Here is a 20,233-nt window from a genome sequence, read left to right as displayed (position 1 = left end):
ACTCCTTCGTGACAGACCGGAATGAGCCGCACGATAAAACGATTTTTAGTATGGTTGATACTCTTCTGCTGGCCCAAAGCTGTCGTTGACCCGTCCTAGTAGTCGCTGCGAATACTCACGCAAAGCAGAAATTCAAGTGTATTGATCCAGATATGCAATCACTCGTCGAGCCAAATCATCGTGAATTTCGCCCCGACTACGACCACCTGCGTCCTTGCACAGTGGATCTGGCTCGCCTTCTTTCCTGAGGATCTCGGGGCCGCGTTTTTTGCACTCTGCAAGGAAACTGAAATGCGTGGCGTCTGGTACGAACAAGTGCTTCGCATTGGGAATTCGCTCGGACGCCTCCAAAGCATGAACGCCGGATGGGACACTCTCGTCGGTCCCGAGGTTGACAACAAAGAGCGGGATGTTGATGTCCGCAAGGCTTTCCTCTGTAATGGTGCCAATGATCCCAGGATCAACGATGACGCCACTCTTCACACGCTCGTCACGCAAATCTTGCGCCGCCGGAGACAGGTCCATCTGGTGCAGATCGACCCCGAAATGCTTTAGAAATGAGCAGTCCGACATGCCATGATCGCTCTCGTCGCAAAACCTCTGCAGCCGATCCGGGTCAACGCGTGCGCCTGAGACGGCCAAGGCCGTGTAGCCGCCTGCAGAGAATCCGAGAACAGCGGTTCTGTTAAAGTCCACATACGCAAATTCAACTTGGCGGCTTGTCATGTGATCAAGCACCGCTGTCACGTCCTGTGGTCGCTCCCAGACCCGCACGGCGGCCTCGGCAGAGGCATTGCCGCTGGTCGTGCCCGGGTGGTTGGGTAAGACGACAACATAGCCGTTATCCGCTAATTCCGACGCGATCCAGCCGAACTGGCCAGCGTTTCCACCTGCCCCATGTGAAATGATCACCAAGGGAAACTTGCCGTCCCGCAGCGGTGCAAAGCGCCCTGCTTCTGTGCCGAAGAACACGCCGTTTCCACCGACGGTCACTGCCTTACCGCCAGGCTGGGCTGGATACCAAATATCGAAGGCAATATGCGTGTCACGAACCCGGGCATAGGCCTTGCCTTTCGTGATGCCGACGGCTCCGTCATAGGCAGGACGAAAAATCTCGTACCCGCCCCAAGTGATTGCGACTACGGCACCAACAACCGAAGACAATCTTGCAAGCTTTTTGAATGTGGACATGGTTGTTCCTTTCACTTGATGGGCCAGAAACTCCAGCTGATCACGCGATGACCTGTTCAAGGTGCCAGACTTTCGAAACGATCTTCCAACCCTTGCTCCCCTTCACGAAGGCGAGGTGATCGACGAACACGTTCTGATGCGCTCGGATGCGGATTTTCACGGTCGCGCTAAGGGAAGACAGAAAGTCGATCATCAAGATCTCGGCCTCCAACTGCTGGCCAACACTTTGTGGCGAAGTCCGACCGGCTACATCGTTACGGAAACTCTCAATGGATTCGACGAAAATCTCGCCATTATCCGCATCAAAGAGGCTCGATTGGGAATGAAAGACCTTATCCAGCTTCTCTACATCACATTCGTGGATGGCTTCGAAATAGGTTTGGATTGCGGAGCGCAGGTCATCTGCTTGCATCGTGTCTTGTCCTTTCGCTGTTGAGCGTTCGCTTGTGCGGTACAGGACAGAAGTTAGGCGGCAAGCTCATTCCTTGAAATCCCCTCAATTGAGGGGGCTGGGAGATGAGGGATCAGAATAAAGCGCGGAGGAACCGGTCGCTCTTTATATCAGTCCAATCGAGGAGGCTTTGGAGACGGCTTGGGCCAGCGTGACACAATCCAACTTCGTACGCGCATCTTTCAAATAGCCCCTCACCGTATGCTCCGACAGGCTGAGGATGATTGCGATTTCGGTATGGGCCTTGCCCTCAGCCGTCCATTTCAGGCATTCGATCTCACGCGGGGACAGTTGTGGAAACACCTCGCCGTCCACGTAAATCTCAGCCAACGCCTTGTGATGGACCTTACGCGCCAAATGGATCAGCCCTTCGCGCATCTCATCCAGATAGGGGTCCCAGCAATCGCCGCCTTTTGCGTCATGTGCATTGAACGACAGCACACTCCGACGGCCAATGGCATCGACGTGACGTACGCTGAACCCTGACCGGCCCAGACCATGTTTGACTGCTTGTTCCATCATGTCCACTTGTTCACCTTTTGGAGTGATGGAGGACCAGCAGAAGGGTCCGGCGATCCGCTCCGCCATCTGCAAGACAGGATCGATGCGCACATAGTCGTTCAGCAAATAGTGGCTGACCCAAGCGTCTGGGTAGTTCGTGCGAACATAAGGTTTGTTTTGGGCATCCTCGCCTGAACGGAAGAGATGAAGTGTCACATAATCAACGTGATAGGCATCGGCTATCCGCCGAGCCGCTTCTTGCACACTGCAAGATTCCAGATCGATTTCCTTAATTTCCATCGGGAATCCTTTCTAACTTCGAAGGCCTAAATTCCACAGAAATGTTGGTTTGGAATGATGCTCGGAACAAACTTCAACAACAAGGTGGTTTCTGGATCAAACGCCCGGTGCCGCAAAGGTCATGGAGCCGTAGATTCAAAATCAGTCTCATGCAGGCCTTCTTGGGCGTTAAAGTGCTTTAGTGTTTCTTACGCATGCAGATCTTCTATCTCGTCCAAGTTCAGACGCTAGTGCAGTAAGGAAACTCGAGTTCCAAATGCTCTGAAGTAGACTTGAACAACAATTGAATCATTAAGCTAAACTCGCCATGCTCCTGCGGCTACCCTTATGGGATAGCAACATCACGTTGAAACAGTGCATTTTGGTCTTAGTAGCTGATCTCTGACATTTCGACTGATCGCTTTTCTTGTATGGACTTCTGGGCGGCAATCCCCATCAGAACGGCCATCTTACCGTCGGTCAGGCTGACCTCAGGTGCTGAACGTTCGCCGCGCACCAGTTCCAGAAAGTACTTATGCTGAAAAAAGGTCGAGCCATTGTGGTCGCCTGCATCTAGGATGTCGGGATCCACGGGGATGTCCTGTTCAACTGGGCCCTTTGGATCGCGGGGGGACAGGATCAGTTTGGGTGTCGGGGCCGCGCCCAGATGTTCAGGCCAGAATCGACCCGGTCCGGGTACCAGCGCTTCGATTTTACCACTTGGACCAACCGCCGCGATCTCTTCCTGGTATTCGGCCCCTTCCGCAAACATGCACAGTTCCAACATCGCGCGCGCGCCGTTGGCAAAATCAACGATCACATACCCGTTGTCCAGAATGTCTGGCACTTGCCCGTCATAGCTCTCGTCAAGATGGTTTGCATCTTGCCCACCCGACGCCATCACGCGCACGGGTTCCGACCCAAGCGACAGGCGCATCAGGTCAAAGAAGTGGCAGCATTTCTCAACAAATGTACCGCCCGATTTAGCGTTGAAGCGATTCCAGTCGTCGACCTTTTCCAAGAAGGGAAAACGATGTTCGCGGATGGTCAGCATCTTGATCCCGCCGGTCGCCTCCACTGCGTTCTCAAGAAACGCGGCAACAGGGGGCATATAGCGGTATTCCATCGCAACCCAAACCGGTGCGGTATAAGTGGCGCCGAAATCGTTAATGCGTGCCAGATCCTGCGGGTCGGTATAAAGCGGCTTTTCCACAAGGATCGGAAGCGGGCGGATCCGGGCGATCTTTTCCAACTGGTCCACGTGGCAGAAATTCGGGCTGGCGATCAGTATGCAATCCAACGCCTCGATCGCTAGAATATCCTCCAGACTATCAACGAACTGCGCATCCGGCGCAAAGCGGGCACTTTCCGCGCGCATCTGAGCATTAGGTTCGAAGATCGCGCCGACTTGTGTGTCTGGTAGAAGCGCGATGTTGCGCAGATGCTCTTGACCCATCATGCCGCAGCCGATGATCCCGTAGGTGGTGGGTTTGGTCATAGTGTCTCCTAGGTGAGGCGTTGGATATAGATGGATTGATCAGGGTCGAACCACGTTCGCGAGAATTCGACAGGTGCGCGGTCCTGTGACCAACTGAGTCGCTCGATGTAGCCGACGGTCGCGCCAGCGGGTTTGCCGAACAACTCCGGCGCCCAATCGGGAACCACGCCAATCGAGACGCGGTCTTCGGCGCGCCGGATCCAGAAGCCAAGTTGCTTCTGATAGTAGTGGTAAAGCGATTCAGACAGCTTCGAGCGGTCTACCCGGCCCGCATCGTGATCCAGCCAGATTTCTTCCACGGCAATCACGACTTCGTCCAGATAGCGCATCCTGCGAATCCGTGTGCCGCGATTCGAGGTTCCAAACACGGGCAAGTCGGAGGGCTTTTCCATGTCATGCACCGAAAGGATGTCCGCTGTTGGCAGCCCGCCACCTTCAGGAAGTTCGAGCCGAAACATGGAATAGACGCTGCGCCCCATCTGGGTAGCACGCACATAGTTCCCCGACCCCTGAACACGTTCCAGCATGCCTTGGTTTTCAAGCTCGGATAGTGATTTGCGCAATGTGCGCACGGTGGTTCCGTATTGCTTGGCCAGCTCGCGTTCGGGCGGCAGGCGTTCCCCATCCACCAGACGACCGGCTGCAATTTCGCGGATCAGGGTTTCGCTGATCTGCAGATACAGAGGCAAGGCCGAGCTTGTGAGGTCTGGGTTTGACATGGATCACATTTCGAAATTGATACACCATTGATCTACATCAATTCTCAGTTTATTCAAGTGTTAAGGAAACCGAGATTTTGGGAGGAATCGATGACCGTCGTACCGGTGACATCTGCCGATCTGGATGCTGTTGAAGTCTCGTGGTTTGCCGCACTTTGTTCGGATGACTATCAGTTTCTGGGTGTGCCAGACGGGGATTTGCGGTCGTCTTGGGCGCATTGCTCGAACATCGTGAAAGAAGCCGAGGCGCAAGGGTTTCGCAACATCCTGTGCCCTTCTTCCTATCAGGTCGGACAGGACACGCTCAGCTTCGTGGCGGGATGTGCGCCGATCACCAATAAGATCAACATGCTGGCCGCCGTGCGCTGTGGTGAAATGCAGCCCATCATGCTGGCGCGCACCATCGCGACGCTGGATCACATGTTGGAAGGCCGGCTAACGGTAAACATCATCTCGTCCGATTTTCCGGGCGAAAAAGACGAAAGCAGCTATCGCTATCAACGCTCGCGCGAGGTGGTCGAGATCCTGAAACAGGCTTGGACCCAAGGCGAGATCATTCACAAAGGCGAGGTCTACAATTTCGAAGGGCTGACCACCGATCCAGTGATCCCCTATCAGACCGGTGGGCCGCTTTTGTATTTCGGTGGCTATTCTCCGGATGCGCTGGAACTGTGCGGGCAGCATTGCGACGTCTATTTGATGTGGCCCGAGAAGATGGAAGAATTGGAAGGCCGGATGAAAGCCGTGAACGCGGTGGCTGAACGCTATGGCCGCACGCTGGATTACGGGTTGCGCGTTCATGTGATCGTTCGCGACACCGAGGCCGAGGCCCGCGAATACGCGGACTATATCGTGTCCAAATTGGACGACGAACAGGGCCGTGCGATCCGCGAACGGGCGCTGGACGCGAAGTCTCTGGGCGTGTCGCATCAATCCAAGAACCGTGACGTCGCCGATGATGACGGCTTTATCGAGCCGCATCTGTGGACCGGCGTAGGCCGTGCACGATCGGGCTGTGGCGCGGCCTTGGTCGGGTCAACCGATCAAGTTCTGTCTAAGCTGGAAACCTATCAAAAAATGGGAATGCGCGCGTTTATTCTGTCGGGCTATCCCCATATTGACGAAGCCAAGCATTTTGGCGCCCGCGTCATGCCACATCTGAATACTTGCTCGTTGCCGCACGCCTATGGGCGCGTGCCGGCTTCCACCCCTCAAACCCCTCTTGGTATCGGAGAACGCCGCTGATGAACCGTGTCGAGATTACAACCGGGCTGAGCTTCAGCCGTCTTGTTTATGGCATGTGGCGTGTGGCTGACGACGCAGACACCTCGCCCGCATATGTCGAGGCCAAGATCCAAGCCTGTCTGGATCAGGGGATCACCACCATTGATCAGGCCGACATCTATGGCGACTACGGTGCCGAGGCCGTGTTGGGTGGGGCGCTGAAAGCCAATCCAGCGTTGCGCAACCAGATCGAGATTGTGACGAAATGCGATATCGTTGCGCCCATCGGGGTCTATTCCGACAAGCCGGTTAAATACTACGACACCTCGCGTGCGCATATCGAGGCTTCGGTGGATCGGTCTTTGACCGAGATGGGCATTGATCACATGGATCTTCTGTTGATTCACCGTCCGGACCCCCTGATGGATCACAACGAAACCGGAGCGGCACTGGATGATTTGGTCGCCTCGGGCAAGGTGCGGGCCGTAGGCGTATCGAACTTCCGCCCGTGGGATTGGCAGCTGCTGCAATCTGCCATGAAGACGTCACTGGCCACCAATCAGATCGAGATCTCGTTGGCTGAGATTGCGCCGTTCACCAATGGGGATCTGGCGTTTCATCAACAACATGATCATCCGGTTATGGCATGGTCTCCGCTTGGCGGCGGCAGCCTGATGACCGGTACAGGCCAACTGGCCGAGCGTCTGGACCGGATCGCCGCCGACCAAGGTGTCGACCGCGCTGCAGTAGCGATCGCCTTCCTGCTGCACCATCCCGCCCGTATCCTGCCGGTACTTGGCACCAACAATCTGGACCGTATCAAGTCGATCTCGGACGCCGAGAACGTTAGCCTTGATCGCGAAGCCTGGTTCACCCTTTACGAAGCCGCCCTCGGCAAGGAGGTCCCATGATGTCAGCACACTCGGTCGGGGGGAAGCTCAGCTTTGTGCCCGATCCCAACAACACCCGCCTGCTGCGCGACGCCTTTGGGCGTTTTGCCACCGGCGTGACCATCGTCACCGCCGCCTCGGAAAACGGACCGGTGGCCATCACGGCGAACAGTTTTACGTCCGTGTCGCTGACCCCGCCTTTGGTGTTGTGGTCGCCCGACAAAAACTCGCGCCGGTTTCCGCATTTCGAACGCGCAGATCATTATGCGATCCACATCCTCTCGGCCGAACAGGACGACCTGTGCTGGGCGGTTGCCAAGGATGCATTCGGATTGGCAGGGATCGATCATCAGGTGAACGACTGGGGCGTGCCCATTCTGGACAATTGCCTTGCGCGGTTCGAATGCACTCGGTCCGCCATTTACGAAGGGGGCGATCACGCGATCGTTCTGGGACATGTTGACCGCGCCACCATGCGCGAAGATGGAGACGCCCTGACATTCTATAAAGGCCAGATGGGCCAGATCGCCGTCGCTAAACAATAAAGGCACGGCACGCATCCCAAAGGAGGTTGGGGTGCACAATGGGAGGAGAGAAGCGCGATGAAGGCAGTCTTTGCTGTCTTGGATGTATTGCGTCCGCTGAACACCGGGCTTCTTGCGGTCGGGCGTTGGGTGGGCGTGTTCGCCATTGCGGTAATGGTAATCGCGATCCTTATTCAGGTGTTCTTTCGTTATGTTTTGGGCAACGCCCTGCCGTGGCCGGACGAGGCCGCGCGCTTTTTCATGCTGTGGATGACGGGACTGATGGCTCCAACTGCCTTCCGGAACGGAGGGTTTGTGGCAATCGACTTTATCGACGCAGTGATCAAGGGCAAAGCCATGCATATCTTGCAGTTTGTGCTGCTGCTGATCTGTTTGGTGGTCCTGATCGTCGGCGTTCAGATCGGATATAAAGAGGTCACCGGACTTGGTGGACGCTTCGCAACCGCGTCGCTTTACCTTCCCACCTCGCTCAGCTTTGATGAATGGTATCGCATTCCGCGCAGCTGGATGATGCTGTCGATTTTCATCGGAATCGTGCTGCTGATCCTTGTGAATATCGAACTCCTGTTGGAACGTTTCGTTCGTTTTCTTGGGCAGGGTGAAAAGCTGCCAGAGCGACCCGGCCTTGAAACGGGAGGGGCCGAGTAATGTTGATCTGGTTCCTTCCCCTTTTCCTTTTCCTTCTTCTGGTCGGCCTGCCGGTCTTCTTCTGCCTTCTGGCCGCTCCGGGCGCTTTGCTCTGGCTGAACGGGCAAGAACGCGACATCACGCTTCTGTATCGCAACCTTTATAACGGGATGGACAGTTTCCCGCTGATGGCGATCCCCTTCTTCATGCTGGCGGGCGAGCTGATGAACCGGGGTGGGATCACCGTGCGACTGGTCGAGTTCTCGCAAGCTTTGATGGGGCATCTGCGCGGAGGTCTGGCGCAGGTGAACATTCTGTCCTCGATCCTGTTTGCCGGGCTGTCTGGGTCTGCCGTCGCTGACACTTCGGCGCTTGGGTCCATGCTGATTCCCGCGATGGAGCGCGAAGGCTATTCCCGCCGTTTCGCCGCAGCCGTCACCGCGGCAAGTTCGGTCATTGGGCCGATCATCCCGCCCTCGGGCATCATGATTATCTATGCCTATGTAATGGGCGAAAGCGTGGCGGCTTTATTTTTAGCAGGCATCGTGCCCGGCGTGTTGGTCGGCGTGGGCCTGATGATTATGGTCCGCGTCATGGCTGACAAGTACGACTTGCCGGCCGCGCGCCGCGTGACCTTTGAACACGTGGAAATCAGCGGGTTGGAAAGCTGGTTTTCCTTCGTGCTGGTGCGCTTGAACCTTGGGCTTCTGTTGGCGCAGTTCGTGCCCTCTCAGGACAGCGCGCAATCGAAATGGTTGGTCTTCTTGGGCGCAGTTCTGCTGGCCCACGGTCTGATGCTGGGTTTGCGCCGCATGGTCAGCCCCGAATTCCGCGTGGTCTGCAAGCGCGCGGTGGTGCCGCTGCAAACGCCAATCCTGATCCTTGGCGGTATCCTTGCCGGTGTCTTCACCCCGACCGAGGCTGCCGCCGTCGCTGTCGCCTATGCGATGCTTGTCGGCTTCATGGTCCTACGCACGATGAAGCTGAAAGACCTGCCCGAGGTCTTCACCCGTGCAGGAATCACCTCGGCCGTGGTGCTGCTGCTGGTTGGTGCGGCCATGTCATTCAAAACCGTGGTCAGCCTGTCCCACGCGCCCGAGATCTTGGCCCAGTTCATCCTGACCCTGTCCGAGAACCCGCTGATCTTATTGTTTTTGATCAACCTTTTGCTGTTCGTCGTCGGGATGTTTCTGGATGCAGGCCCCGCGATCATCATCCTTGGCCCTATTCTTGGCCCTGTCTTTGCGGGCCTCGGGGTCGAGCCCGTCCACTTTGCAATCATCATGTGTGTTAACCTGACTGTGGGGCTTGCCACGCCACCCATGGGGCTGGTCCTGTTCGTCGCGGCATCCGTGTCACACGAAAGGGTGACGACAATTGCAAAAGCCATTCTGCCATTTCTGGCGGTCGAAGTTGCAGTGATCTTCCTGATCACCTTCGTGCCGGAAATCTCGCTGACCATTCCCCGGATTACCGGGTTCTTGAACTGAAAATAAAAAACTACGTGCAACAGGAGGAAACACGCATGATTTTGAAACTGGCAAAGACGGTGGCGCTGTCGGCCTTGGTGGCCGGCTCGGCGCTGACGGCTGTTGCAGCGGACTATACGATCCGCGCGACTGCTAACTCGAACGAAAACGACGAAGACTATGACGGTCTAGTCGTCTTTAAAAACTATGTCGAAGCCGCATCAAACGGCGCGATCGAGGTCGAGCTGTTTATCGGCACGCAGCTGTGTTCGAACGGTGCGGAATGCCTTCAGGGGGTGGCTGATGGCTCCATCGACATCTATATCTCGACCTCGGGCGGGGCGTCGGGTCTTTTCCCATATGTGCAAGTTCTGGACCTGCCCTACCTGATGGCAGATGACCGGATTGCCGAGCATGTTCTATCGGGCGATTTTACCCGTCAGATGCGCGCCATGGCACTTGAGGATTCCGGCGACACGATCCGCCTAATGACCATTGGCAACACTGGCGGTTGGCGCAACTTTGCCAACACGCAACGTCGCGTGGCGGCCCCGGCTGACATGGCTGGCTTGAAGATCCGTACCGTTGTGGCTGACCTTCCGCAGGAACTGGTTAAAGCCCTTGGTGCGTCGCCCACTCCGATCCCATGGCCCGAGTTGTTCACCAGTTTCCAGACTGGTGTCGTTGAAGGATCTAAAAACGGCATCACCGATATCATGGGCATGAAGTTCCCCGATGCGGGCCTGCAATATGTGACGCTGGACGGCCACGCCTACATGGGTGCTTTGTGGTGGATGTCGAACCAGAAGTTCATGGACATGCCGGAAGACATGCGCCGTGTCGTAGTGGACGGGTTCTATGCTCTACAGCAGGCCACTTTCGCCTCGCCCAAGCGCAAGTCGATCCAAGCCTATGAAGATTTCGTTGCAGGTGGCGGAGACCTTTATGTTCCGACTCCGGCCGAAAAAGACGCGTTCAAGCAAGCTGCTTCGCCGGTCTATGATTGGTTCAAGTCGAACGTGACCCGTGGGGATCAAATCTTCACCGCGCTGACCGATGCCGTTGCCGCAGCCGAGGCAGACGTGAACGGTGCACGTGACGCTGACCTGAACTAAGTATCAACGGCGCGGGGATGATCCTCGCGCCGTTTTTCCGTCCGGGTTTACCGGAACGGGTACATCCAGACGCGGTAATCCTCGACCAGAATATGCGCTTTTTCGATCTCATCTTTGGTCATTTTCTTTACGACCTCTTCAAGGCTGATTGCCGCGTCGGGATCGCCGCCAATGGCCGACAACGTGTACCACATGTAAGCGCGGACCAGATCCGGGGCGGGCATGCCACGTCCGATCTCGTAATACCAACCAATCCCGGACTGCGCACCGGGATGACCTTTCATGGCGCTGCGCAGATACCATTCAAACGCGCGTTGGTCGTCGCGTTCGACACCCAGCCCCATGGCATACATTACCCCGATCAACTCCTCCGCGTCGGCATTGCCCGACCGGGCAGCGGTCCAAAGTGCGTCGCGGGCGGCTTCAAATTCCCCAGCCTCCATCAGATCGCGCGCGGCTTCGATTTCCGCGTGGGCGGGATGAAATGCAAGCAGCGCAAGCACCGCCGCAATCAGCACGGATTTCGAGGTCTGTCGCATCTTGCGTCCTTCCTGTGTCTAACCATGCCAGCGCTTGCCGACGTGCCCGCTTTGCCCAAGCCACTGACGATGGACGACTTCATGGTCGTCGACGCCCAAAAGGCCGAGCTTGGTCGCCTGCTATTTTACGACAAGATATTGTCTGGGAACAGAAATATTAGCTGTGGAACCTGCCATCATCCCGCATTTGGAACTTCGGACGGGTTGTCCTTGGGGCTGGGCGAAGGCGGGCTGGGGCTTGGTCCGGAACGCGTATCAGGTAGCGGGGCGGACAAGATCGTCAAACGCGTGCCTCGCAATGCACCCGCGCTGTGGAACCTTGGCGCGAAATCCATCAGCGTGTTGATGCATGACGGTCGGATCAGCGCGAATCCGATCTATGGCAACGGCTTCAACACCCCCGCCGAAGAATGGCTGCCCGATGGGCTGGAGACCGTGCTGGCGGCACAGGCTTTGTTTCCGATGACATCGAGCATCGAAATGGCTGGTAATGTCGGTGAGAACGAGGTGATCGGTGCAACCCGCGACCGCATCGATGCAGCGTGGCCGATTATTGCTAAACGGGTGCGCACAATCCCGGCCTATGGCGATGGGTTTGTCGCGGCGTTTTCCGAGATCGAGAAGGCGGAAGACGTCTCGATCACCCAGATTGCCGATGCCTTGGCGCATTTTATGGTCCAGGATTTCACTTCGTTAGACAGCCCGTTTGATGCATTTCTACGCGGCGATGAAGCGGCCTTGACGCCACAACAGATGAACGGCATGGAGCTTTTCTTTGGCGACGCTGGGTGCAGTGGTTGCCACGCGGGGCCGCTGTTAACAGACCAGCAGTTTCACGCGTTGGGCCTACCTGCTTTTGGCCCCGGACGGACGCGGAAGTTCGACCCTTATGCGCGCGATGTAGGCCGGATGGGCGAGACCGATGATCTGAACGATGCCTATCGGTTCCGCACTCCTATGCTACGCAACGTGGCTCTGACCGGGCCGTATGGGCATAACGGGGCCTATCCGACGCTGGAACGGATGATACGACACCACATGGCCCCAGAAGCCGCGCGTCATGCATGGGCACCAGATGATCTGACGCTACCCAATGTGTCATGGCTGAGCGACATTGATTTTGTCATCCAGCAAGACCAGATCGAGATGTCGCGGCAAGCTCGTGCTCTTGATATCAAAATTGCGTTGCGAAGTGATAGTGACATCGCAGCCCTTGTGGCCTTCTTAGAAAGCCTGACGGGAGCCGCTGCAAACGCTGAAAACAGCCGAATTCCAGAACAGGTTCCCAGCGGATTGAAGGTTGACCGGTAAAAACTTCAGAGCGTTGACAAATGCATCTCGGACCGCTCGCCTGATTTTGGCAGCATCTTCGAAGTGTTCCTACCAATTTAGAGCGTACCAAGCAAATTCGCACGTTCTGTTGAGATGGTCAGCAATCATCTGAAGGATGCAATGCAGCAGGAATTCAGGCAAATTGGTGACAAAGTATGCGATTGGTAAACGAGTGCCGCTTAACCACTTCAAACCATTATCAAAATTGGGAAAGAGATTTGGTGGAACCTAACAGGGTCGAACCGCTGCCCTTCCGCATGCCATAGGCGAGATGAGTTTGTCCGGCCAGTTGATTTAATTGCATTAAGGTTGACGGAAATGAACTAAATGATGGGTTGGTGAAATGCATGGTGAACGGTGCAATATATTCAGTTTTACTGCATTTTGTCGAAATTCGTATTGCTCTGTGTTGGTGGCCGAGGAAATACACAAAGCGGATTTTACCCGTTGCGTGAAGCCCGCTTCGGGCCCATTTCGGACATTCGAGGTTGTTGCCGCGAAGGACAGCTCTGAGCCCAATTCCGACAGATGCTGCGGTATGGTCGAGTTGGCGAAAAGCAACGCGCGCCATGGAGAAGGCAGCCAATCCGCTTTTTAGCGTTCAATCGCCGAAGTTCAGATAGCGCATTTCTATTGTGCGCGCATTGTTTCAAATGGAATGATACAGTATTGGCCAAGGTCGGGCGACACCTGTTCCGCTAGCTATTCCGGTGCAACCGATAGTTAATAGTCCCGTCGCCTCGTAGCGCCCTGATACAAAATCTCAGCCCAAACTTCATTGACCCATTCTTTTGCTGCCAGGTCTTCCGGGTGCATGTCCGTTTTAGGGCGCGACAGAGGTTTGAAGTTTCCCTCGGTGTCAGTGCCGCGCACCAATTGGGCGCCGGTTTCCATTACGGTTTGGCGCACATGTGGTGGTATGTAGGACTGAATGACGAAACCGATACGGCGGTCATTGCTGCGGTTGGGCTGCGAGCTGTGGATCACTTGCGCGCTGTGGATTGACATCTGACCCGGGCGCAAAGGTGTCGAGACGGCTTTGCTTTCGTCGACATCGGGAACCTCCTGCCCGCGGGTGAGGATGTTCTGCTCGCCATAAGTGTCATTGTGATCTCTGATCTCATGTTGGCTGCCCGGAATCATCTGCATACAGCCGCTTTCATCATCGGCGGTTGAGAGCGCCACCCATGCTGTCACTCCGACATGCGGTTCAAGCCCCATATAGCGCGCATCCTGATGCCAGCTGACAAAGCCCGGATCCTTGGGTTCTTTGATGAAGATGACTGTGCCGTAATTCAGAATGTTCGGCCCGATCAGGTCTTCAATTGCGTCAACGAGGTTCGAGTTGTGGGCAATTTCATCCAGACAGGTGATGTTCAGGTGAGCATTGTTACGCGCCGCACCCTGAAAGGCCTCAGGCCATTTCCGTTCTGCGGATTCCAGCGCGTTGCGCAGTCGAAGCGCCTCTTCTTCGCTAAAGACATCGATTGGGGATACAAATCCGTCACGGTGAAATGCTTCGATTTGCGCGTCAGTCAGTTTCTTTCCCATGCTCTTTGCCCTTTCCCTTATTTGCCGTGAGATTACGCCAAGAAGGGCTTTAGGCTCAGCTGGGCGGGGATTGCCCTGCCTTCCACCATGACCGAATACTCACCGCTTAGCAGCGACGCTCTGCCTTCGGATGTCGAGACAAAGCACAACCCGACAGAGGTATCTTGTGCGTAGGCAAATGCCCCACTTGTGACAAAGCCAACGACGTTTCCGTCGCGCAGGACCGGCTCGTTGTGGTGCAGCAGCGGCTCGGTTTCGGTGAGCTTGATGTGGCAAAGGAACGGGCCTTTACCCTCGGCCTTGCGGCTGAGATACGCGTCACGCCCAATGAAAGGGATCGCCTTGTTTGGTTTGCAGGTGAACCCAAGGCCGACCTGGTGCGGCGCTTCGGTGTAGGACATGTCGTGCCCCCAGTGTAGAAACCCTTTTTCGATGCGCAACGCGTTAAGCGCCTCGCCACCAACGAGCCTTAGGCCAAGAGGTTCACCTGCCTCCATGAGCACTTCAAACACATGCTCTGCGAAGTCTGGGGTGATGAAAATCTCCCAGCCGTGTTCGCCGGTGTAGGACAGCTGCTGCGCAAAGATCGGTGCGTGACCGATGTGGAAATACTGGAAGCTGTTGAACGGGAAGGCCGCGTCCGACAGATCGATATCCGTCACCGCAGACAGAAGATCACGCGCTTTTGGCCCTGCAATAGAAAGCACGCCGTAAGAGGACGTCGCATCGCGCAGGCGGACATCCTCATTGGGCTGGATGTGGCGCGTCAGGTGGTCCCGATCACGGCGGGTGTGAGAGATAGAACTCATCACCATAAAGCTGTCTTCGCTGTGACGCGCCACCGTTACATCGCTTTCAATACCACCACGTTCATTGAGCATCAGTGAATAGGCCACGCGTCCGACGGGCATGGCCATGTCGTTGGCACATACCCGTTGCAGAAAGGTTTCGGCGTCTCGACCTTCGACCATCAGCTTTCCAAGCATCGAATAGTCGATCATCGCTACGCCTTCGCGTGCAGCTATCTGCTCTGCTTGCGCGTGTTCGAACCAGCTGGGGCGGTGGAAGGAATAGTCGTACTTCGGCTCAACGCCATCTGGGGCAAACCAGCCGGGGCGCTCCCAGCCCTGCGCCTCGGCATAGACAGCACCGCGTGCTTTCATCGGGTGATAAAACGGTGTGCGGCGCAGGTTACGCGCGGCCTCGCGTTGACGACCGGGCCAATGCATCGCGTAAGTCAGCACCAGCGTTTCAGGGCAGCGTTTTTGCAGGTAGGGATCGCGCGCCTGCCAGTCCTCGATGCGGGCGGGGTCCATCTCGGCAAGGTCCATCGGTGGGTGGCCCGCCATGATCCAATCGGCAAGCGCCTTGCCCGCGCCGGGACCAGATTGAATACCGGTCGAATTGACTCCGGCGAGCACGTAATAGCCCTTGAGGTCCGGCGCTTCGCCAAGCGTAAAGCGACCGTCGTGCGAATAGCTTTCTGGCCCGTTAAAGAATGTGCGGATGCCGGTTTCTTGCAGGATTGGCACCCGATTCATGCTAAGTTCCAATACTTCCATCACATCGTCTTCGACGAACGGTAGGCTGTCGAACTCAAAGCTGTCGGGAATGCCATCCTTTGCCCAAGCCTTGGCGTGAAAATGTGCGAAACCAAACAGCAGTTTGCCGGCGTCTTCCTTCCAATAGGTGCCATCGCAATAGGACCGCAGCACCGGTAGGTCAGACGGCAGGTCCGGAATGGGTTCGGTCACGAGGTAATAGTGCTCGCAGGCATGGAGCGGTACGCCCACACCGTTCTGGCGGCCCAGTTCACGCGCCCACATACCACCGCAATTGACCACAACATCGGCAGTGATCGTGCCCTGATCGGTGCGGACCCCGGTGACTTTGCCACCTGCCGTCAAAACTTCTTCAACCTTGATGTTTTCGCGAATACTGGCGCCGTGCATACGGGCACCCTTGGCCAGCGCTTGAGTTAAGTCGATTGGATTGGCCGAACCGTCCGACGGCATATGGATGCCACCCAAGACCCCTTCGGCGTTCATCAGGGGCCAACGCTCGGCGATTTCAGCCGTTTCCATATAATGCGCTTCGACACCAAACAGCGATGCGAAATCCGCTTTGCGTTTCAACTCGGCCAGTCGTTCTTCGTTAACCGCGATTGAAATAGACCCGGATTGGCGGAAGCCCGGGTTCTGACCGGTCTCGGCCTCGATTTCCTGCAAAAGCTCGACGCCATAACTGGCGAAGGCGGTTGTCGAATGGCTGCCCTGCAACTGTCCAACCAACCCCGCCGCGTGCCAAGTTGTTCCGCTGGTCAGCGTTTTCCGCTCAAGTAGGACCACGTCTTTCCAACCTGCCTTTGCAAGGTGGTACGCCACGGAACAGCCGTGAATGCCGCCACCGATGATCACGACCTGCGCGTGGGAGGGAAGAGTATTGGCCATGAATTGGTCCTGTTCTATGAAATGTTGGTGCTGAAAAGGTGCCCAGCGTTTGAGGGAATGTCAGACACTCCGGCGCGCCGCATCATGTGCCATGCAAGGGCTTGATTAGAGGAGATAACGGGCTTGCCGAGCAAGTCTTCTGCCTTGGCGATCACTTGCAGGGCGCGAAGACTGGTGCACGAGACGAACACGCCATCGATATCATCGCGCGCGCCAATACGCAGAACAGCATTCAGAATGCTGTCAGAGGTGATCCGCGCCACCGTGAAATCGTCGGATTGATTGAACGAGGCCACCGCGTTGGTCTGAAATCCGGCGCGCCGCAGGTTGTCCTGCATTTCCAAAGTAACATCGACTGGATAGGGTGTGACCAGCGCGATGCGCTCTAGCCCCAGTGTCCCAAGAGCGGTTTTTACCGCGGTGATTGGGTTGGTTGTTTTGGCCTCCGGGTGTATCTCGCGAATAAGGGCGTCCACCTGATCTTCGCCGATCATCGTTGCTCCTGACGTACAGGCATAGCCGATCACGTCGAAATCAAAACTTGGTGGTAGCAACGCTGCAGTGCGAGGCAAGTCCAGCGCCATTTGGCGCAGCGTGGCGGGCGAGACATCCATTGCATTGGGAATGCGCGCTTTGTAAAGCGCCACGTCGCTGACTTGTTCGAAAACGGTGGAGAACTCATGCTCGATGGTCTGGTCGGTTTGCAACACGATCAGTCCAAGGCACGCACGTGCGCCAAGCCCGTCATCGGTCTTGAACTCTAGCGTTTCGATGTGATCGTCTGTGCTCATGGCTTGGGTTCCATCGGACAGGGCCTCAGCCCATGTCTGCCCCTTCTTGTTGCGCAAAGAAGGATGTCGCCTTGGGAACGGCGGGCAGCTCCATTTCGTATGGAGTGCAGCGCACGCGCCCGCTGGCTTCGCCGCGCACCAGTTCATGGGTCAAAGTGCTGGGCAGGTGGTTTGGGCTGAGCTCAATCGCATCTTCCGCGTAGTAAGTGGTGATGTACAGCGTACGCGATTGATCCGACAGGTTGGGGGCCGAACCATGCAGCAGATTGGCATGCATCAGGCAGACGGATCCAGCCTTGCCCGTGCACTTCACGATTTTGTCGTGTTGCGCTTCTATGATCGCGTCGTCAACGGCACCAGTAAATACACCGTCATGCCAGTGCGAATGGATCGGACCCTTGTGGGTTCCGGGAAGCACTTCAAGCGGACCGTTTTCGAGTGTTACGTCGTCGATGAACAACAAGGCCGTAATCATGTCATCGTTTGTCATAGGTTCAAACGGGAAATCCTGATGCCACTTCACTTGCGTCGCGGTGCCGGGCAGTTTGGAGTTTACCTTACCGTGGTGAAAGCGGATGCCGGGGCCAATAAGCTCGGCGCAGAAATCGACGGTATTGGCCGTGCGCATGGTTTTGGCAAATACCTCGGAGACTTCTTCCGGGGATTGCACGCGACGCAGGCCCGGAGTCTCGGCGCTGTGGCCCGGCTGTAGGTCAAACCGCGGACGGCCATCCAGCGTTTCGCCATAATCTCCATCATGGGCGCGGCTTTCTTCTACCCAGCTGGAAAACTCTGTTCTCAGCGCCATCAGCTCGTCTACAGTAACCGCATTTTCAACAACCAGCACGCCGTCACGCCAAAACGTGTCTTTTTGTTCTTGTGTTAACAAGCCCATTTCGAATCCCTCCTGATACTGGTATATACCAGATGAACGGTATCAGTTAACGAGACCGGATCGCTGCGTGTCAACAAAAAGAAATACCTTGATTGGTTTGGTATATACCAAATACGCTGCCAAACACGGCATGATTCGAGGATGCAGATTTTGCTAGATAGGCGAAGCAAACAGGACGGTAAGGTAGGGTCTTCAGTCGGTCCGCGTTTTCTTCAGATTGCCAACGAAATTCGCGACCAGATCCATCGGGGTGATCTGACCGTGCATGACATTCTGCCCTCGGAACGCAGCCTTTCAGAGCAATATGGGGTCAGTCGTATGACTGGCCGACGCGCCCTTGAAGCGTTGGAAACCGAAGGGCTTGTCTATAACGCTGACAGGCGTGGTCGCTTTGTGTCGCCCAAACGGCTTAATTACAACGTCAGCAATATGGTCAGCTTTGTAACAACCGCCCAAGCGAGCGAAGTTGATCTGGAGATTGAAGTCGTCGAAACAGCCGAGAGTTTTGCCGATACACGTCTTGCTTCACTACTTGAGCAGCCCGAAGGGTGCGGCGTGTTCGAATACACTCGGCTTTTTCATTCTGGAAAACATCCGATTTTCATCGAAACCGAGTATCTGATCGCCGAACGCTTCCCAGGATTTCTGAACCGTAATTTACGGCAATCTACGACGCAGATCCTTGAGAAGAGTTATAATACGTTGGCAAACACTGGCGATATCGTGATCCGAATGCGTGGCGTGCAGGCATTCGAGGCACAGCTACTGAACATCGCTTCCAGCCACACAGTGATCGAGCTGGAACAGGTTATCCGCGATGACAAGGGAACTCCGTTTTGTTTCGGACGTCAGGTCTGGCGCGGTGAAATGGCCGAGTTTTCAGCGCATGCGATTGTGTCCCGGCAAGATCAAGGCAAGGCTTGAGAGGCGGAACTGGCATGAAGGATTTCAACACAGCTCCAGAGCGCGGTTTTGCGGATGATGAGTTTCGTCGACGCACCGCCAAGGCGCAGGCGCAAATGGCCGAAACGGGCCTCGCTGGCCTGTTGCTGATGAGCGAACAAGAGGTGCGGTATTTCACCGGGTTTCACACGCTCTTTTGGCAAAGCCCGACGCGGCCATGGTTTGTGTTTGTACCGGCAAGAGGCAAGCCGGTCGCTGTGATCCCCGAGATCGGCGCCGAACTGATGCGCCGTAGCTGGCTTGACGATATCCGGACATGGAGCGCGCCGACGCCGGAAGACGACGGGATCAGCCTTTTAACTGAGCTGTTGGCGCCACTTTCTGAAACCGGTGAGAAGATCGGAGTGATGAAGGGCCACGAGACACTGCTCAGGATGCCCTTGGGCGATTGGGAGCGGTTGATGGCGGCGCTGCCGGGTCTACATGTGGGCGATGCAACGGGCCTTGTGCAGAGTCTGCGCATGGTCAAATCCGACGCCGAGATCGAAAAGCTTGGCTATATTTGCGGGATAGGTTCGACCGCATTTGGCAAAGTGCCCGAGCTGATCTATGAAGGTCTGCCACTGGAAGAGGTTTTCCGTCGGTTCCGTCTTGCCGCGATTGGCTTGGGGGCGGATGATGCGCCCTATGTGGTCGGCGCGGCAGATCAAGGTGGATATGCCGATGTGATTTCGCCCCCGTCGCAGCGTCCTCTGCACGGCGGTGATGTGCTTATGCTGGATACGGGTTGCACATGGGATGGCTATTTCTGCGACTTTGATCGAAACTGGGCCATCGGCCATGCCAGCGATGATGCGAAACGTGCTTATGACGTTTTATGGCGGGCAACGCAGGCCGGAATAGAGGCCGCGAAGCCCGGCAATACATGTCGCGATCTGTTCATGGCGATGTCGGCGGTCATTTCCGAAATAGACAGCTCTGGCGGCGATATCGGGCGGCTTGGCCATGGGCTGGGAATGCAGCTGACCGAGCAACCTTCGCACGCTGCGTTTGACGAAACAGTCCTTGTTGAAAACATGGTGCTGACGATCGAGCCATCACTGTCATACGGAAATGGACACATGATGGTACACGAAGAAAACATCGTCGTCGGCGCGCAAGGATCAACCTTGCTAACGGAACGGGCAGCACGCGAGCTGCCAGTCATTCTTTGAGTTGTGAACCAGAGATATCAGGAGGAAGAATATAATACGGGCGATGAAT

General features: G+C 56.1%; 20 protein-coding genes. 9 read left to right on the top strand and 11 right to left on the bottom strand.

The annotated features are described in order from the left end of the window. Positions 1-132 precede the first annotated feature (132 nt). From MWU55_RS06170 to MWU55_RS06145, 5 genes are all read right to left on the bottom strand, one after another. Positions 133-1,191 (bottom strand): alpha/beta fold hydrolase, encoded by a 1,059-nt coding sequence (locus tag MWU55_RS06170; RefSeq protein ID WP_246934962.1) that lies wholly within the window; start codon positions 1,189-1,191, stop codon positions 133-135. Positions 1,192-1,231: 40 nt separating this feature from the next. Beyond that, on the bottom strand, positions 1,232-1,603 hold the full coding sequence (locus tag MWU55_RS06165; RefSeq protein WP_246934960.1) for a nuclear transport factor 2 family protein: 372 nt from the start codon (positions 1,601-1,603) through the stop codon (positions 1,232-1,234). A 144-nt stretch (positions 1,604-1,747) separates the two neighbouring features. After that, a complete protein-coding gene (locus MWU55_RS16515) occupies positions 1,748-2,443 on the bottom strand; it encodes an autoinducer binding domain-containing protein (RefSeq protein WP_281501815.1) in 696 nt (231 codons plus the stop codon). Positions 2,444-2,810: 367 nt separating this feature from the next. Continuing rightward, positions 2,811-3,920, bottom strand: coding sequence for a Gfo/Idh/MocA family oxidoreductase (locus tag MWU55_RS06150; protein WP_246934958.1), 1,110 nt, complete (start codon positions 3,918-3,920; stop codon positions 2,811-2,813). An 8-nt stretch (positions 3,921-3,928) separates the two neighbouring features. Then, positions 3,929-4,639, bottom strand: coding sequence for a GntR family transcriptional regulator (locus MWU55_RS06145; protein WP_246934956.1), 711 nt, complete (start codon positions 4,637-4,639; stop codon positions 3,929-3,931). A gap of 90 nt (positions 4,640-4,729) precedes the next feature. On the opposite strand from MWU55_RS06145, the gene MWU55_RS06140 reads away from it, so the two are divergent. The 6 genes from MWU55_RS06140 to dctP are packed head-to-tail and all read left to right on the top strand — an operon-like array spanning position 4,730 to position 10,509. After that, on the top strand, positions 4,730-5,884 hold the full coding sequence (locus MWU55_RS06140; protein WP_246934955.1) for an LLM class flavin-dependent oxidoreductase: 1,155 nt from the start codon (positions 4,730-4,732) through the stop codon (positions 5,882-5,884). Next, positions 5,884-6,774 (top strand): aldo/keto reductase, encoded by an 891-nt coding sequence (locus MWU55_RS06135; protein ID WP_246934953.1) that lies wholly within the window; start codon positions 5,884-5,886, stop codon positions 6,772-6,774. The genes MWU55_RS06140 and MWU55_RS06135 overlap by 1 nt, the downstream gene beginning before the upstream one ends. Beyond that, complete coding sequence (locus MWU55_RS06130) at positions 6,774-7,298, top strand: flavin reductase family protein (protein ID WP_246935692.1); 525 nt, start codon at positions 6,774-6,776, stop codon at positions 7,296-7,298. The genes MWU55_RS06135 and MWU55_RS06130 overlap by 1 nt, the downstream gene beginning before the upstream one ends. A 57-nt stretch (positions 7,299-7,355) precedes the next feature. Beyond that, positions 7,356-7,946 (top strand): TRAP transporter small permease subunit, encoded by a 591-nt coding sequence (locus MWU55_RS06125; protein WP_246934951.1) that lies wholly within the window; start codon positions 7,356-7,358, stop codon positions 7,944-7,946. Next, positions 7,946-9,415: a TRAP transporter large permease gene (locus tag MWU55_RS06120; protein WP_246934949.1), complete on the top strand. Its 1,470-nt coding sequence runs from the start codon at positions 7,946-7,948 to the stop codon at positions 9,413-9,415. The genes MWU55_RS06125 and MWU55_RS06120 overlap by 1 nt, the downstream gene beginning before the upstream one ends. Positions 9,416-9,450: 35 nt before the next feature. After that, positions 9,451-10,509: a TRAP transporter substrate-binding protein DctP gene (gene dctP, locus MWU55_RS06115; protein ID WP_246934943.1), complete on the top strand. Its 1,059-nt coding sequence runs from the start codon at positions 9,451-9,453 to the stop codon at positions 10,507-10,509. Positions 10,510-10,556: 47 nt separating this feature from the next. Here the strand turns inward: dctP and MWU55_RS06110 are convergent, their stop codons facing one another. Further along, the gene (locus MWU55_RS06110) at positions 10,557-11,048 is read right to left on the bottom strand and encodes a tetratricopeptide repeat protein (RefSeq protein WP_246934941.1); all 492 of its coding nucleotides are present in this window, start codon (positions 11,046-11,048) and stop codon (positions 10,557-10,559) included. A gap of 24 nt (positions 11,049-11,072) precedes the next feature. On the opposite strand from MWU55_RS06110, the gene MWU55_RS06105 reads away from it, so the two are divergent. Beyond that, on the top strand, positions 11,073-12,359 hold the full coding sequence (locus tag MWU55_RS06105) for a cytochrome c peroxidase (protein WP_246934939.1): 1,287 nt from the start codon (positions 11,073-11,075) through the stop codon (positions 12,357-12,359). Between the two features lie 220 nt (positions 12,360-12,579). Here MWU55_RS06105 and MWU55_RS06100 read toward each other — a convergent pair whose 3' ends face one another. The 5 genes from MWU55_RS06100 to MWU55_RS06080 all read right to left on the bottom strand — a co-directional run bounded on the left by MWU55_RS06100 (position 12,580) and on the right by MWU55_RS06080 (position 18,067). After that, a complete protein-coding gene (locus MWU55_RS06100) occupies positions 12,580-12,951 on the bottom strand; it encodes a hypothetical protein (RefSeq protein ID WP_246934937.1) in 372 nt (123 codons plus the stop codon). Positions 12,952-13,103: 152 nt separating this feature from the next. Next, on the bottom strand, positions 13,104-13,931 hold the full coding sequence (locus tag MWU55_RS06095) for a phytanoyl-CoA dioxygenase family protein (RefSeq protein WP_246934935.1): 828 nt from the start codon (positions 13,929-13,931) through the stop codon (positions 13,104-13,106). A gap of 32 nt (positions 13,932-13,963) precedes the next feature. Then, positions 13,964-16,381: an FAD-dependent oxidoreductase gene (locus tag MWU55_RS06090; RefSeq protein WP_246934932.1), complete on the bottom strand. Its 2,418-nt coding sequence runs from the start codon at positions 16,379-16,381 to the stop codon at positions 13,964-13,966. 14 nt (positions 16,382-16,395) lie between these two features. After that, the gene (locus MWU55_RS06085) at positions 16,396-17,172 is read right to left on the bottom strand and encodes an Asp/Glu racemase (protein ID WP_246934930.1); all 777 of its coding nucleotides are present in this window, start codon (positions 17,170-17,172) and stop codon (positions 16,396-16,398) included. Between the two features lie 25 nt (positions 17,173-17,197). After that, the gene (locus MWU55_RS06080) at positions 17,198-18,067 is read right to left on the bottom strand and encodes a phytanoyl-CoA dioxygenase family protein (RefSeq protein WP_246934928.1); all 870 of its coding nucleotides are present in this window, start codon (positions 18,065-18,067) and stop codon (positions 17,198-17,200) included. A 141-nt stretch (positions 18,068-18,208) separates the two neighbouring features. On the opposite strand from MWU55_RS06080, the gene MWU55_RS06075 reads away from it, so the two are divergent. After that, complete coding sequence (locus tag MWU55_RS06075; protein ID WP_246934926.1) at positions 18,209-18,991, top strand: GntR family transcriptional regulator; 783 nt, start codon at positions 18,209-18,211, stop codon at positions 18,989-18,991. Between the two features lie 14 nt (positions 18,992-19,005). After that, positions 19,006-20,184, top strand: coding sequence for a Xaa-Pro peptidase family protein (locus tag MWU55_RS06070; protein WP_246934924.1), 1,179 nt, complete (start codon positions 19,006-19,008; stop codon positions 20,182-20,184). Positions 20,185-20,233 lie beyond the last annotated feature (49 nt).

Origin of the sequence: Aliiroseovarius sp. F20344 (genome assembly GCF_023016155.1) — a bacterium.
Classification (GTDB): Bacteria; Pseudomonadota; Alphaproteobacteria; order Rhodobacterales; family Rhodobacteraceae; genus Aliiroseovarius.
Note: the sequence above shows the minus strand (reverse complement) of the source record. Positions and strands in the feature narration are given on the sequence as shown.

Excerpts from the sequence above, each read along its gene's own strand:
- MWU55_RS06170 (WP_246934962.1), bottom strand. The coding sequence starts at position 1,191 with ATGTCCACATTCAAAAAGCTTGCAAGATTGTCTTCGGTTGTTGGTGCC.
- MWU55_RS06165 (WP_246934960.1), bottom strand. The coding sequence starts at position 1,603 with ATGCAAGCAGATGACCTGCGCTCCGCAATCCAAACCTATTTCGAAGCC.
- MWU55_RS16515 (WP_281501815.1), bottom strand. The coding sequence starts at position 2,443 with ATGGAAATTAAGGAAATCGATCTGGAATCTTGCAGTGTGCAAGAAGCG.
- MWU55_RS06150 (WP_246934958.1), bottom strand. The coding sequence starts at position 3,920 with ATGACCAAACCCACCACCTACGGGATCATCGGCTGCGGCATGATGGGT.
- MWU55_RS06145 (WP_246934956.1), bottom strand. The coding sequence starts at position 4,639 with ATGTCAAACCCAGACCTCACAAGCTCGGCCTTGCCTCTGTATCTGCAG.
- MWU55_RS06140 (WP_246934955.1), top strand. The coding sequence starts at position 4,730 with ATGACCGTCGTACCGGTGACATCTGCCGATCTGGATGCTGTTGAAGTC.
- MWU55_RS06135 (WP_246934953.1), top strand. The coding sequence starts at position 5,884 with ATGAACCGTGTCGAGATTACAACCGGGCTGAGCTTCAGCCGTCTTGTT.
- MWU55_RS06130 (WP_246935692.1), top strand. The coding sequence starts at position 6,774 with ATGTCAGCACACTCGGTCGGGGGGAAGCTCAGCTTTGTGCCCGATCCC.
- MWU55_RS06125 (WP_246934951.1), top strand. The coding sequence starts at position 7,356 with ATGAAGGCAGTCTTTGCTGTCTTGGATGTATTGCGTCCGCTGAACACC.
- MWU55_RS06120 (WP_246934949.1), top strand. The coding sequence starts at position 7,946 with ATGTTGATCTGGTTCCTTCCCCTTTTCCTTTTCCTTCTTCTGGTCGGC.
- dctP (WP_246934943.1), top strand. The coding sequence starts at position 9,451 with ATGATTTTGAAACTGGCAAAGACGGTGGCGCTGTCGGCCTTGGTGGCC.
- MWU55_RS06110 (WP_246934941.1), bottom strand. The coding sequence starts at position 11,048 with ATGCGACAGACCTCGAAATCCGTGCTGATTGCGGCGGTGCTTGCGCTG.
- MWU55_RS06105 (WP_246934939.1), top strand. The coding sequence starts at position 11,073 with ATGCCAGCGCTTGCCGACGTGCCCGCTTTGCCCAAGCCACTGACGATG.
- MWU55_RS06100 (WP_246934937.1), bottom strand. The coding sequence starts at position 12,951 with ATGGCGCGCGTTGCTTTTCGCCAACTCGACCATACCGCAGCATCTGTC.
- MWU55_RS06095 (WP_246934935.1), bottom strand. The coding sequence starts at position 13,931 with ATGGGAAAGAAACTGACTGACGCGCAAATCGAAGCATTTCACCGTGAC.
- MWU55_RS06090 (WP_246934932.1), bottom strand. The coding sequence starts at position 16,381 with ATGGCCAATACTCTTCCCTCCCACGCGCAGGTCGTGATCATCGGTGGC.
- MWU55_RS06085 (WP_246934930.1), bottom strand. The coding sequence starts at position 17,172 with ATGAGCACAGACGATCACATCGAAACGCTAGAGTTCAAGACCGATGAC.
- MWU55_RS06080 (WP_246934928.1), bottom strand. The coding sequence starts at position 18,067 with ATGGGCTTGTTAACACAAGAACAAAAAGACACGTTTTGGCGTGACGGC.
- MWU55_RS06075 (WP_246934926.1), top strand. The coding sequence starts at position 18,209 with ATGCAGATTTTGCTAGATAGGCGAAGCAAACAGGACGGTAAGGTAGGG.
- MWU55_RS06070 (WP_246934924.1), top strand. The coding sequence starts at position 19,006 with ATGAAGGATTTCAACACAGCTCCAGAGCGCGGTTTTGCGGATGATGAG.